Origin of the sequence: Streptomyces sp. NPDC005878, from assembly GCF_040629815.1 — a bacterium.
GTDB lineage: Bacteria > Actinomycetota > Actinomycetes > Streptomycetales > Streptomycetaceae > Streptomyces.
Map to the genome: position 1 here is coordinate 1 of NZ_JBEXWK010000025.1, position 12,672 is coordinate 12,672.

General features: G+C 71.1%; 11 protein-coding genes and 1 rRNA gene. 3 read left to right on the plus strand and 9 right to left on the minus strand.

Annotated elements, in window-relative coordinates; translation table 11 throughout:
• Both rrf and ABZ404_RS28935 read left to right on the plus strand, forming a co-directional pair.
• Positions 1-91, plus strand: a 5S ribosomal RNA gene (rrf, locus tag ABZ404_RS28930); the annotation flags it as partial.
• A gap of 82 nt (positions 92-173) precedes the next feature.
• Positions 174-734, plus strand: coding sequence for a GNAT family N-acetyltransferase (locus ABZ404_RS28935; RefSeq protein ID WP_358833720.1), 561 nt, complete (start codon positions 174-176; stop codon positions 732-734).
• Positions 735-779: 45 nt separating this feature from the next.
• On the opposite strand, the gene ABZ404_RS28940 is transcribed toward ABZ404_RS28935, so the two are convergent.
• The 6 genes from ABZ404_RS28940 to ABZ404_RS28965 form a co-directional block, all read right to left on the minus strand.
• A complete protein-coding gene (locus tag ABZ404_RS28940) occupies positions 780-2,474 on the minus strand; it encodes a type IV secretory system conjugative DNA transfer family protein (RefSeq protein ID WP_358833719.1) in 1,695 nt (564 codons plus the stop codon).
• Positions 2,475-2,583: 109 nt separating this feature from the next.
• Positions 2,584-4,008 (minus strand): ATP-binding protein, encoded by a 1,425-nt coding sequence (locus ABZ404_RS28945; protein WP_358833718.1) that lies wholly within the window; start codon positions 4,006-4,008, stop codon positions 2,584-2,586.
• Positions 4,009-4,033: 25 nt separating this feature from the next.
• Positions 4,034-5,584: an SCO6880 family protein gene (locus ABZ404_RS28950; RefSeq protein WP_358833717.1), complete on the minus strand. Its 1,551-nt coding sequence runs from the start codon at positions 5,582-5,584 to the stop codon at positions 4,034-4,036.
• Complete coding sequence (locus tag ABZ404_RS28955; protein WP_358833716.1) at positions 5,581-6,951, minus strand: hypothetical protein; 1,371 nt, start codon at positions 6,949-6,951, stop codon at positions 5,581-5,583. The genes ABZ404_RS28950 and ABZ404_RS28955 overlap by 4 nt, the downstream gene beginning before the upstream one ends.
• Positions 6,941-7,786 carry a hypothetical protein gene (locus ABZ404_RS28960; RefSeq protein ID WP_358833715.1) on the minus strand — a complete coding sequence of 282 codons (846 nt, stop codon included), beginning with the start codon at positions 7,784-7,786 and terminating at the stop codon, positions 6,941-6,943. Before ABZ404_RS28960 ends, ABZ404_RS28955 begins: the two co-directional genes overlap by 11 nt.
• Before the next feature lie 257 nt (positions 7,787-8,043).
• Positions 8,044-8,352 carry a hypothetical protein gene (locus ABZ404_RS28965; protein WP_101389324.1) on the minus strand — a complete coding sequence of 103 codons (309 nt, stop codon included), beginning with the start codon at positions 8,350-8,352 and terminating at the stop codon, positions 8,044-8,046.
• A 400-nt stretch (positions 8,353-8,752) separates the two neighbouring features.
• On the opposite strand from ABZ404_RS28965, the gene ABZ404_RS28970 reads away from it, so the two are divergent.
• The gene (locus ABZ404_RS28970; protein ID WP_358833714.1) at positions 8,753-9,595 is read left to right on the plus strand and encodes a trypsin-like serine protease; all 843 of its coding nucleotides are present in this window, start codon (positions 8,753-8,755) and stop codon (positions 9,593-9,595) included.
• A gap of 34 nt (positions 9,596-9,629) precedes the next feature.
• Here the strand turns inward: ABZ404_RS28970 and ABZ404_RS28975 are convergent, their stop codons facing one another.
• The 3 genes from ABZ404_RS28975 to ABZ404_RS28985 are packed head-to-tail and all read right to left on the minus strand — an operon-like array spanning position 9,630 to position 12,586.
• Positions 9,630-10,208 carry a hypothetical protein gene (locus ABZ404_RS28975; RefSeq protein ID WP_358833713.1) on the minus strand — a complete coding sequence of 193 codons (579 nt, stop codon included), beginning with the start codon at positions 10,206-10,208 and terminating at the stop codon, positions 9,630-9,632.
• A complete protein-coding gene (locus ABZ404_RS28980; protein WP_358833712.1) occupies positions 10,198-12,096 on the minus strand; it encodes an alpha/beta hydrolase in 1,899 nt (632 codons plus the stop codon). Before ABZ404_RS28980 ends, ABZ404_RS28975 begins: the two co-directional genes overlap by 11 nt.
• Positions 12,097-12,103: 7 nt before the next feature.
• Positions 12,104-12,586: a hypothetical protein gene (locus ABZ404_RS28985; RefSeq protein ID WP_358833711.1), complete on the minus strand. Its 483-nt coding sequence runs from the start codon at positions 12,584-12,586 to the stop codon at positions 12,104-12,106.
• Between the last annotated feature and the right edge of the window lie 86 nt (positions 12,587-12,672).

Below are 12,672 nucleotides of genomic sequence, written 5' to 3' on the forward strand. Positions count from 1 at the left end.
GCCCGGTTACATTCCGAACCCGGAAGCTAAGCCTTTCAGCGCCGATGGTACTGCAGGGGGGACCCTGTGGGAGAGTAGGACGCCGCCGAACAAATATTGCGGGAAGCCCCGCACCATGATCCGCAAGGATTAATGGTGCGGGGCTTTTCTGCGTTCCGTGGCAGGATCACGCCATGGACCACGTGATACGCCCCGTACGGGCCGATGAATGGCGCAAGGCCAAGGAACTCCGGATGGCCGGGCTCGCCGACCCTGCCGCCCCCGTCGCCTTCCTTGACACCGCCGAAGAGGCAGCAGTACGCCCCGACTCCTTCTGGGAGGAGCGGACGGCCGGCGTCTCCGGTGACGCTCCCGGTGGCCGGCAGTTCGTGGCCGAGGGCCCGGACGGCACCTGGGCCGGTTCGGTCGTCGTCCTGGTCGAGCAGGCCGGGAACGTGGACTTCTTCGGGCTGGACATCGAGGCCGCCCAGGGCCATCTCGTCGGTGTCTTCGTACGTCCCGAGTTCCGGGGCGTCGGGCTCACCGAGCGGCTCTTCGAGGCCGCGCTGGAGTGGGCCTGGGCCCTGGAGCGACCGCGCCTGGAGCGCGTACGGCTCTACGTGCACAACCAGAACGAGCGGGCCGAGGGCTTCTACCGGAAGTTCGGGTTCGTACGGACGGGCAAGACCGTTCCTGCGGGCGCCGGGCAGGCGGCTGGCGCGTACGAGGTCGAGATGGAGTTCCCGCGTCCGTAGGTCCGGCGCGTCTGTAGAGCCCGTCTGCCGGTCACAGGTGCCGGGCTAGGGCGTCAGCGTCTCGGTCCAGCGGGCCCGGGCCTGTTCGGCAGAGCGGAGCAGGACCAGGGTCGGCAGGCCCATGTCCTGCCCGGTCGAAAGGAGTTCGGGCAGCCGGGGCAGCGGGGCGACCGCCGCCACGTCGTCCAGGACCAGCGTCATTGGTGGGTCGAGCCGACCGTCGGGTGACCGTTCGGCCATGCGGCGGCCGCGCTCGACCACGTCTGAGGCGAGGGCGGTCAGGAGGGGCATCGCGGCGGGACGGGACCGCGGATCCTCGATGGCTTCACCCACCACGTAAAGCGTGCCCCCTTCGGCGGCGAATGATGCCAGCGCGAGCGAATCCGCTCGGTTGGGTGTGCATGCCTCGCGGATGTGGATCGAGGAGAGCGCGTCGAGCGCACGGGCCGTCAGCTCCTGGGCGATCTCCCGGCGTTCGGGGTGCGCGGTCAGCGCCGACTCCAGCAGGCCCGCCGCGCCGCTCATGGCCTTGGGGTGGGTGCGGAGTATCCGTACGGCCTCGTGGGCGCCGGTGCCCTGGGCCCAGCGGTGCATCTGCTTGACCGCCTTGCCGTCCCGGCTGTCCAGCGCGGCCGCGTGCAGCCAGCACCGCAGCAGGGTCTCGGCGGTGTCGGCCATGGCAGCGTCGATCCGGGCCTGCGGGCGTACGGGCGCGAGCAGCGCGTTCGCGCGCGCCGCCGCCACCTCCGCTTCCTCGCAGCCGCTCGTGGGCGACCAGTGCAGCCGGGCCGGGGTGTCGCAGAGGTGCCCCGGGTCGTACACGTGCACAGGGCCCAGCTTCGCGCGCGCGTCCTTCGTCTCCGCCCAGAGGCTGGGGTCCGAGGTGATGACGAGCGCGGCGCCCTCGGCGTCCTGGATGGCCTGGACGGCGGTGGGGCGACGGGTGTCGGGGCCGCCGTAGACGAGCCGGGGCGGGCGGGCCGCGCGCGGCGCGGGAAGACGTCCGGCTCCGGGGTCGTCGGGCGCCCAGGCCGTGGGGACGGGCGGGGTGACGGGTGCGGTGACAGGCGGGGCGGCGGGCGTGGGGGCGAGGCCCAGGGTGAGTGCGGCGGCGAGGCCGGGGGCGGGCGCGGTCTCGATCCCCGCGCCCTCCGTACGTACGGTACGGGCCGTACTCGGATCCGTACCCGGGGCCGTAGTCGGACCCTTGCCCATCTCCACGCCGGCACCGGCACCTCTAGCGGCACCCACACCCGTATCTGGGCCCGTCCCCGTACCCGTAGCCCTATCCGTGTCCGTCGGCGCGCTCCACGCGCGCGTGTCCGTGTGTCTCGTCGGCTCGCCGGGCGTCTCCGCGGCCTGCGTCGCGGCCGCCTCTCTGGCTCTCGCGCGGACCGCTTTCCAGCGGGACCACGTGCCGAGGGCGAAGATGAACAGCACGAGCAGGATGAGCAGTTCGCCGATGAGCAGGCCCCAGAAGAGGCCGTAGCCGGAGAGCTGGGCGGCGGGGGTGTCCGGCCAGGCCGCCGGGAGGTCGTGGGGGGCCTGGACCAGTTGGCGCAGGGCGAGCGGGGTGCGGGTGAACGTCACTGCGTCCGGCCAGGCGCCGTGGCTGAACAGGCCCGCGAGGCCCGTCGCCATCCAGACCAGGACTGTCAGACCGAGCAGGAACGCGAGCAGCCCGACCAGCAGGGAGTCGGGGATGCCGCGCTCCTCGCCGCGGGAGCGGGACTCCGGCATTGCAGGCAACCTCCGGCGTGTCGGGCCGACTTGCGCGTGTCGGGGAACTTTGGTGCTGCGGGCGGCCGTTGATCGGACGGGCCCCTCGGGGGGAGGGGCCCGCCGGCCGTCAGGCCACGGTCGACTCGGGGGAGGAGGTGCCTGACATGCGCTGTTCCATCATCGCTGCCCTGCGCTCGCTCTCCGATTCCAGGCGGCTCTCCAGTTCGTGCGCGAGCACGTCGTCGGTCGCCGCCGACTCGGTCATGGCCCGGTCGGTGAAGACCAGGGGCCGTTCCCGCTCGGTGACCAGGTGTTTGACCACCTGGACATTGCCGTTGACGTCCCAGACGGCGATACCGGGCGTGAGCGTCGGGATGATCTCGACCGCCCAGCGGGGCAGGCCGAGGACCCGGCCCGTCGCCCTCGCCTCGTCCGCCTTCTGGGCGTAGATCGTCCTGGTCGACGCCATCTTCAGGATCGCCGCCGCCTCCCGCGCGGCCGCCCCGTCCACGACGTCCGACAGGTGGTGCACCACCGCCACGAAGGAGAGACCGAGCCGTCGGCCGAACTTGAGCAGCCGCTGGAAGAGCTGCGCCACGAACGGCGAGTTGATGATGTGCCAGGCCTCCTCCACCAGGAAGATGCGCTTCTTGCGGTCGGGCCGGATCCAGGTGTGCTCCAGCCAGACGCCGACAATGGCCATCAGGATCGGCATCGCGATCGAGTTGCGGTCGATGTGCGAGAGGTCGAAGACGATCAGCGGGGCGTCCAGGTCGATGCCGACGCTGGTCGGCCCGTCGAACATGCCCCGCAGGTCGCCGTCGACCAGCCGGTCCAGGACGAGCGCCACGTCCAGGCCCCAGGCCCGGACGTCGTCTATGTCGACGTTCATGGCGACCGCCGAGGCGGCCTCCGGGTGGCGCAGCTGCTCCACGATGTCCATCAGGACCGGCTGGCGGTCGGTGATGGTCTCGTTGACGTAGGCGTGGGCGACCTTCAGGGCGAAGCCCGAGCGCTCGTCGAGGCCGTGCCCCATCGCCACCTCGATGATGGTGCGCAGGAGCGCCAGCTGGCCGGTGGTGGTGATCGCCGGGTCCAGCGGGTTGAGCTTGATTCCGCCGTCGAGGGCGGCCATCGGGTCGAGCCGGATGGGGGTTATCCCCAGCTCGCGCGCGATGAGGTTCCATTCGCCGACGCCGTCCTCGCCCTGGGCGTCGAGGACGACGACCTGCCGGTCGCGGAAGCGCAGCTGGCGCAGCACATAGGTCTTCTCCAGCGCCGACTTGCCGTTGCCGGACTCGCCGAGGACCAGCCAGTGCGGCGCGGGCAGCTGCTGGCCGTACAGCTGGAAGGGGTCGTAGATGTATCCCTTGCCGCTGTAGACCTCGCGGCCGATGATCACGCCCGAGTCGCCAAGACCCGGCGCCGCCGTCGGCAGATAGACGGCCTGCGCCTGGCCCGTGGAGGTGCGCACCGGCAGCCGGGTGGTCTCGACCTTGCCGAAGAGGAAGGAGGTGAAGGCGTTGGTGAGCGCGGAGAGCGGATCTCGCATGAGCAGGGCCCCTATCAGCTCTCGGCTAGCGGCGGATGCCGGTCGCGAACGGCAAGGTGTTGACGAAGGCCCGGTGGTGCTCGCGGTCGCACCACTCCAGTTTCAGGTACGACTTGCCGGCCGAGGCGCGGATGGTGCGCTTGTCCCTCGCCAGGGCCTCGGGGGAGCGCGCCGACACCGTGATGTACCCGACGAGGTTGACGCCTGCCGCGCCGCTGGCGAGATCTTCACCCCGTTGGTCGAGGCGGCCGTGGGCGGCGATGTCGCGCGGGTCGACGGTGCGGTTCATCTTGGCCGCGCGCGAGGCCTCGGCCTCGTCGTTGGTCTTCTCGGTGAGCATGCGTTCGATGGCGACCTCGGTGGGTTCGAGGTCCATGCAGACCGCGACGGTACGGATCACGTCCGGGGTGTGGACGAGCAGGGGAGCCAGGAAGTTGACGCCCACGGGGGTCATCGGCCACTCCTTCACCCACGCCGTGGCGTGGCACCAGGGCGCGCGCGTGGAGGACTCGCGGGTCTTGGCCTGGAGGTAGGTGGGCTCGACCGCGTCCAGCTCGGCGGGCCAGGCGTTGCGCTTGGTCATGGCCTGGATGTGGTCGATGGGGTGGTCGGGGTCGTACATGGAGTGCACGAGCGAGGCGAGCCGGCCCTGGCCGAGCGGCTGGCGCACCCGGATGTCGGCCTCGGCGAGCCGGGCGCAGATGTCGGTGAGCTCGCGGGCCATGACGACGGCGAGCCCCGCGTCCCGGTCCAGCTTGCGGCCGGTCTGGGGGCGGGCGGCGCGGGCCATGGCGTTCGCCTCGGCGGCGAGCTCGCGCGAGTACTGCATACAGGCGACGAGGTACGCGCGGTGCTGTTCGCTGGAGGTCGACACCATGGACTGGAGCTGCTGGTAGGACTCCTGGAGCCAGTCGGGGGCGCTGTGGTCGCCGCGCTGGGCGACGTCCTTGGCGTGCGCGTCCGGGTCGGCGGGCAGGGTGCGGGCGAGCATCTGGAGGCGGGTGACGAACCCGTCGCCGTTGGCCACGTGCTTGAGCAGGGTGCCGAACCGGTCGACGAGCGCCTCCTGGTCCTCGGAGTCGCGCAGGCCGACGCCCGGGCCCTCGATCTCGATGGCGGCGGTGACGGTCCGGCGGTCGGCGTGCAGGAGCACGGCGATCTCGTCGGGCCCGAAGGGCGCGGCGAGCCAGTTGATCCGGCCGATGCCGGGCGGCGGCCCGACCTCGACCTCGCGCCCGTCACCGCGTACGCCCGCCTCCATGGCGCCGGAGCGGTAGGTGGTGCCGCGCCGCAGGGAGCGTTTGTAGCTGCGGTTGATCTCGAACCACTTGTAGAACGTGCGGTGTTTGTACGGGAGGTACACGGCGGCCAGCGCCAGCATGGGGAAGCCCATGAGGAGCAGGATCCGCAGGGACAGGACGGGGACCAGCAGTCCGCACATCATGCCGAGGAACGCGCCGCCGATGATCAGCGCGATCTCGCCGGTCTCGCGGTTCTTGCCGACGATCGCCGACGGCCTGGCACGGCCGATCAGATACGTGCGGCGGGGCGAGACCGGTTGGGACTGGGTCGTCAACGCCCTCCACCTCCTGTGCTGTTGTTGCCTTTGGTGCCGGTGTTGCGGCTGCTGTGCGGGGTGCCGCTGGTGGGTCCGGAGCCGCTACGGGGCGGGGGTGCGGCGGAGGGGACAGGTCCGCCGCCACCGCCGCCGGAGGAACCCCGGCTGCTGTGGGCGGCGACGCCGCCGGACATCGGGTTGGCGGGGCGGGCCTGGGCGCCGCCGCCCCCCTGGTTGCCCCGGCTGCTGTGGGTCTTGATGCCCTGGGAGACGAGGGCGGCCGGGGAGGAGATCACTGCGGCGGCCTGGGAGCCGTCGGTGGCCTGCTTGCGGTTGGTGCGGGCGGCGGCGATCTCGTCGCCGAAGCCCGGGACGAAGCGGTAGATCATCGCGGAGGCGAAGATGGCCAGCAGGATGATGGCGAGGCCGGAGACGACGGCCTGGAAGGAGTCCGGCCCCTTCCCCGCCGACAGCGCGCCCGCGAGGCTGAGGACGATCACGATGATCGGTTTCACCAGGATGACCGCGATCATGATCCCGGCCCAGCGGCGGACGTGGCCCCACATGTTCTTGTCGACGAGTCCCGAGTACACGACGACGCCGAGCAGCGCTCCCACGTACAGCAGGAGGGCGCGGATGTAGAGCTCGAGGAAGAGGATGCCGGCGGCGAGGATGGTGACCAGCGAGACGACGATCAGCATGATCGGGCCGCCGCCGATGTCCGTGCCCTTCTTCAGCGCGTCCGAGAACGACCCGAAGAACACGTCGGTCTGGTCGCCGGTGCCGGCGGCGATGACGTCGGTGACGGCGTCGGTGGCGTTGACGACGGTGTAGAGGATCAGCGGGGTGAAGGCGGACGCCAGCACGGTCAGCCAGAGGAACCCGACGGCCTCGGAGATCGCCGTGGTCAGCGGCACCCCCCGGATCGCCCGCTTGGTGACGGCGAGGAGCCACAGGACGAGGGTGAGGATGGTGGCGGCGGCGAAGACGACGGCGTAGCGGCCGAGGAAGGCGGGGTTGGTGAAGTCCACCTTGGCGGCGGTCTTCACGAACTTGGAGAGCGTGTCGACGACCCAGACGGCGGCGTCGGCGCAGCCTTTGGCGAGGGAGGTGAGGGGGTCGGCGGGGTCGCCGGGGGCGACGGAGCCGCCGCCCCTCTGTGGGGCCTGGGAGGACCCGCTGTCGCAGTAGTCGCGGGCCGGGCCGGAGATCAGCGAGCAGGGGTTCTCGGACTTGCCCGGTGCCGGTGGCGACGCGCTGCCGGACGGGGTCGGCGTCGGTGTGGGGGCGGCCGTCGCGCGGGCGGCGAAGAGGACGACCGCCGTGTGCAGGACGGTCGCCGCCGCGAGAACCGAGCGGGTACGGCTGCGAGGGCTACCGGGCATAAGTGAACCCTCCGAATTCCTTGACCGCGTTCGCGATCTCCTCGGAGCCGGACACGGTGTTGTCGCCGGTGACCGGTGTCGGGCCCTTCTTCTGAGCGGTCTCCAGGACCTTCCAGTCCGACCCGTTCCACGCCAGCTTCAGCGTCATCGTGAACCAGGTGCTGGTCACCGGCTTGGTGGACTTCTCTCCGGTGAGGCCGAACAGCCCGATGCACCACACGTCGACGCTCGCGGCCTGCGGCGAGTAGCTCTGCACCTTGGTGCCCGCCGGGACCGTCCGGTTGACGAAGGTCGTCCCCGCGGGCGCGGTGCCCTCCGGGGTCAGGCCGATCTGCTGGTTGAGGCCCGGTGAGTAGTTGCTGTCGAACCCGGACCGCAGCTTCTCCTTGCTGGAGGCGTCCGCGACGGACTCCACGATGTCGTGCCGGTGCGCCGCGTTGAACATGCCGTCCGAGCCCAGCGCCACCGCGTAGTTCGCCGCCGCCGACTGTGCCCCCTGCTCCGTCTGGGCGAAGCCCGAGGCGATTCCGCCGGTCTTGCCCTCGACCGGCTTCGCCCCGCTCGCCGCCGTCGGGTTCGATCCCGTGTGCTTGGGGTCGTCCGAGGTGCCGCCGCCGCTGTCGCCCCGGTTGGCGAAGGCGATCGCGGCGACGAGGAGCGCCACCACGCCCACGACCATGATCAGGGAGCGGGAGGCGCGGACGGGGCGGCGGGCGCCGCCGTACACGTCGGCGCCCTCGCCCTCCGGCAGTCGGGTGCGCGTCTGGCGCGTACCGCCGACGGTGCTGTACGCGTCCTCCGTGCGCCTGGAGTCGTGCTCGTCGCCGAGGCTCATGCCGCGTACGCCCCCTCAACCCTTCGCTGGTCCGTCGTGTCGTAGTACGACGGTAGCCGTGCTGGTTCCCGCGCGGGCGCGGTGTGGTGACTCGACATCAGGGAGACGCAACCTCAGTCGGTGGGCACGACGGACGGATGGTGGGGGAGGGCCTGGGCGGGGCCGTGGGGACGAAGGAAACGGGATGGCACCCGGCCTGAGGACAGGTCAGGTAGGACCCGGTCGGATCAGTTCAGATCAGTTCAGATCGGATCGGGTCAGACGGCCATCCCGTACACGATGGTGAACAGGGTGCCGAGCGAACCGATGATGAAGACTCCGGTCAGTCCGGCCACGATCAGACCCTTGCCCTGCTCCGCGCTGAACGTGTCGCGCAGCGCGGTCGCGCCGATCCGCTGCTTGGCCGCGCCCCAGACGGCGATGCCGAGGCACAGGAGGATGGCCACGGCCATCACGACTTCGACCATCACCCGGGCCTCGTTGCCCAGGCTTCCGAACGGCCCCCAGTTGGGCGCGATCCCGCCGATGATCGTGGTGATGTCGCCCTTTTCTGCTGCCAGGTACACGTAACTCACCGCCCCTGTCGGGTAGTTCGATGCCCCTGCCCCATGGCATGGGTCAGGCTCTATCTTCGCTGATGAAACCGCCCCGGCATGTCGACTTGGCGGCTCTCTTTTCCCGAAACCGCACAGCTGTGCCGGTCGCACCGCCCTGACCTGCGGTGGACCGGTTCTCTACGGATTCGCGTATGGTCACTCTGTGTATCACGCACAGTGACTCCGGGCAATGACTGTCGTTGGTGCACTCTGGGCCCGTTGGCTCGAGCGGAACTCGCGCGGGCGCGTCCGGCCCCCTGTCAGGGTGCTCGTACGGGCCCCCGCGCGAACTCCTCGCCGGCTCACTTCACAGACTCTTCTCAGAAAAGTTCCAGGGCTGTTCTCAGGTCGGAGCGGCACAGTCCGGGTCATGAGACACGTCTCCCAGCTGCGTGCGCTGTCGGCGGTGGCCGTGCTCCTGGTGATCCCCGCGTACGGGGACCGGGACCCCGGGACGGGCGGCCGGACCGTCGTGGCGCCGGCCACGGCCGCCTCCGCGCGCGTGGGCGCGCTGTTCGAGGGCGGCCTGGACGGCGACCACTTCTGCACGGCGTCCGTGGTGCACAGCGCGGACCGGAACCTGATCGTCACGGCGGCGCACTGCCTGGACGGCCAGGACGACGCGGTCTTCGTGCCGGGCTACCGGGACGGCCGGGCGCCGTACGGCACCTGGCCGGTGGAGGACACCTATACGGATGACGCGTGGCAGGAGGACGGCAGCGAGGACGACGACGTGGCCTTCGCGGTTCTGGGCGCCGGCTCGCTGACGGGGGCGCGGGTGGAGGACGCGGTGGGCGCGGCGCGGCTGGCGACGCCGCCGCCGTCCGATGCCACAGCGGACGCCACGCCCGACACCACGGCCACGGCCACGGCCGGCACCACGGCCGCGCCCGACACCACAGCCACGGCCGACGCCACAGCCACGGCCGGCGCCGCGGACACCGTCACGGTCACCGGGTATCCGAGCGACGCCGACTCCCCCCTGACCTGCACGAACCGCACGACACGGTACGGCGCCACCCAGCAGCGCATCGAGTGCCCCGGCTACTCCGGCGGCACCAGCGGCAGCCCGTGGGAGGCGGCGGACGGGTCGGTGGTGGGGGTCATCGGCGGTTACGAGGAGGGCGGGGACGACCCGGACGTGTCGTACAGCATCGTCTTCGGGCCGAGCACGGCGGAGCTGTTCCGGCTGGCGGGCGGGGAGGGGTGTTGAGGGGGCCGGCGGGGCCCGGGCCCGTGGGTACGGGCTACTGGGCGCCCTCCGTGTACGCGGGGTCGACGTAGCAGGGCGAGTCCAGCATGACGAACAGGCCGTCGCGGCCCGCCTTCTCCCACTTGGAGGCCTTCGGGTCGCGCGAGGCGAAGTCCTCCTCGATCGTCGCCGTGTGGTGCAGCCTCAGGTCCTCGACGTCGAGCTGCATCTGCTGGGCCTTGGAGCCCGCCTTCTCGAAGCGGTAGACCTTCCAGCCGTGCTTGGGCAGCTCCTCGTGCAGGCGCCGCAGTGCGGCGGAGAGGACTTCGCGGGAGGGGCCGTAGACCATCCAGCTGTGCTTCACGCGGTAGCCGTGCTCGACCCTCGGGCAGGGGTCGGTGTACGGGCCGCCGTTCGTCGTGCCGTACTGCTTCAACCCGGAGACGTCCAGGAGGAGGCTGGACTGCTGCCGGGACAGCTCCTGGGCGACCTCGACGGTCTTCTTCTCGGGCGTGTAGTCGAGTCCGTCGTTGTCCATGGCGGTGCATCCTGTCGTGGCGGTGAGTACGGCGGCGGCCAGCGCGACGAGCCGGACCGGTCCGCGAAGCCGCGGACTCCTGGCGTTACTGGTCAAGGAGCTTCACCCTGTCGTACTGGCCCACGGTGACCCGGGCCTGGTTGAGGAGGCTCTGGGATCCCTCGTCCCAGTAGCCGCTGTGCCCCCGGGAGCCGTCCGTGGCGACGATGTTGGCGCCGAAGTCCGGGTTGCTCGGGGTCAGGGGCTTGACGACGCTCATGCCGTCGCCGTCGAGCCACGCGGGCAGGACGTCGATGTCGAGCTTCTTCGGCGCGTGGCCCCAGCCGCCGATCTCGGGGACCGGGTCGCTGGAGACAAAGGGGATGTTGACGCCCCCGTACTTGTCGTCACCGATGAACGGGATCGGCATGCCCTTGAGGAACGGCTCGCTGTCCGCGTTGGCCGCCCAGACATGGCCTTTGGGCACGTCCATCTCGGAGGCGTGGCCCACCTGCTCACCGGGGCTGCCCGCCACGAAGACGTCGTCGACGGGGAGGGTGCCCTGGCGGGCGGCCGAGCCGATGACCGTACTGCCGTAGCTGTGGCCCAGGGCCGTCAGATGGCCGGGTTCGCCCTCGTGGGCGGCGCGCAGACCGCCGAGGAAGTCGTTGAGGATCGGGCCGCCCTCGTTGGCGTAACCACTGCGGGGAGCGTCCGTGAGGATGCTCTGCGGCGCGTCGTAGCCGAACCAGGTGATCGTGGAGACACTTGCCCCGCGGGAGATGTCCGAGCTGGTCCGCCAGAGCTTCTCCATGCGGCCGATGTTGCCGTTGATGCCTTCGAGGTTCGTTCCCGTCCCGGGCACGTAGACGGAGGTGTGCGTCGCCGTGTCCGGGTTTCCGTTGGCGACGATGGCGCGGCCGATGCCGTCCGCGTCGAACCCGAGGAGGTACGCCTCGGGGAGCGGTCGTTCGCCGGGCCGGGTCGCCGTGCCCGTACGGTCGAAGCGCCCCTGGATCGCGTCCATGCCCTTGATCTTCGCGTCGAGAGGGCCCCGCTTCTTGTCCCACTTGCGCCATTCGGGGTTCTCGATCATCACCGGCTCACCGCCCCGCCGCGTCATCAGCAGACGGTCCGGCTCGGGGCCGAGGGCGTCGCGGTCGAGCTGGACCTGGGCGCGGGCCTCGGCGAGCACCATGCGGTTGGCGTCGTCGCGGACCGTGGCCGGCAGGCCGTCGAGGGCGCCGACGGCCGCCGGGTAGAGGGTCGCGTACTCGTCGCGCTCCTCCTGGCTCAGACCGTCCCACCACTTCTTGGTGTCCGCGGGCGACTTCCCCTTCGGAATGCCTGATTCCGGTAGGAACTTCGCGTTCTTCTGGACGTCCTTCGTGTCCGCGGCCGCGTCGACCAGCATCTCGTTGGTGACGGCGAGGCCGGGTGGGGACTTCAGACGGCGCAGGACGCCCGCGTACCGGCCGTCGATCTCGGCCGCGTCCCGGACCGCCCCGGCGATCCGCTCGGCGATGTCCTCCGCCTTCGCCTTGTTCGGGTCGCTGCCGCCCTCGCCCTTGCCGGGCAGGAACGGCACCGGGGCCCCGGGCCTGGCGACACCGGGACCGGGCGCGAGCGGCACGACGACGGAGGCGGTGCTCGGGTACTTCACCGAGCCGTCCGGCTGGACCGTGAACTTCAGGTTCTCCGCGTCCTCCAGCGCCTGCTTCAGCTTCTTCTGCGGCGCGGCGAGCTCGGTGGCGAGCCCGTCGAGCGCGGTACGCACCAGACCGCACTCGGTGTGCAGGTACTGGAAGTTGCGACTGAGCCGTCCGGTGTCGGCGACGGCGGCCTCGGCGGTCCCGCTCTGCTGCGTCTCGTGGATACGGGCGCGCATCTCGTTGTCGACGCGGTCCTTGGCGGCGTTGGCGCGGCCGCTGACCTTGCCCCAGCCGTCGGCGGCGTCGCTGAACTCGGACAGCTTCACATCGCGCAGCTGCTGCCAGGTGGGCACGGGCGGGTCACCGGCCCTTCGGGCCGGCCGGGGCGGCGGGCACGGCGGCCTTGACGTCGTTGCCGACCCGCACGTCGGTCTCGCCGAAGTCCTTGCCGACGCTTCGGAGCGCCCCGTCCAGGCGTCCGCACTCGTCGCGGACCGCGCCGAGCCGGTCGTTCCAGGACTTCTGGATCTCCACCAGGGCGGCCGTGGCGGTGAAGCCCTCGGTGCCGGCGGTGAGGCCCTCGGAGGCGGAGGCGAGGTCGGTGAGCGCGCCGGCCGCGCCCGTGCGCAGTTCCCCGGCGACCTTGCCGGCGGAGGTCCAGGGAGACTTGCTGAACCGGATGTCAGGGGCGCCATCGCCCCCGCCGCCCTCTTTGCTGTTGGCAGAAGCGAGCCGCATACCGGCGGCGGACGGCTCGCGCTCGCCCGGCCTGGGCGGAGTCCCCGCGAAGAGCTCGTCCCATTGCGCGCTGAGTACCATGTGCGGCCGTTCCCCCGTTGCCATGCCTTTTGCTTTCCTTTACTTGCCGACGCAACCTAGCAACGTCGAGGAGCGGGTGGCGAGCCGGGGATACGGGCGTATCCGTACGC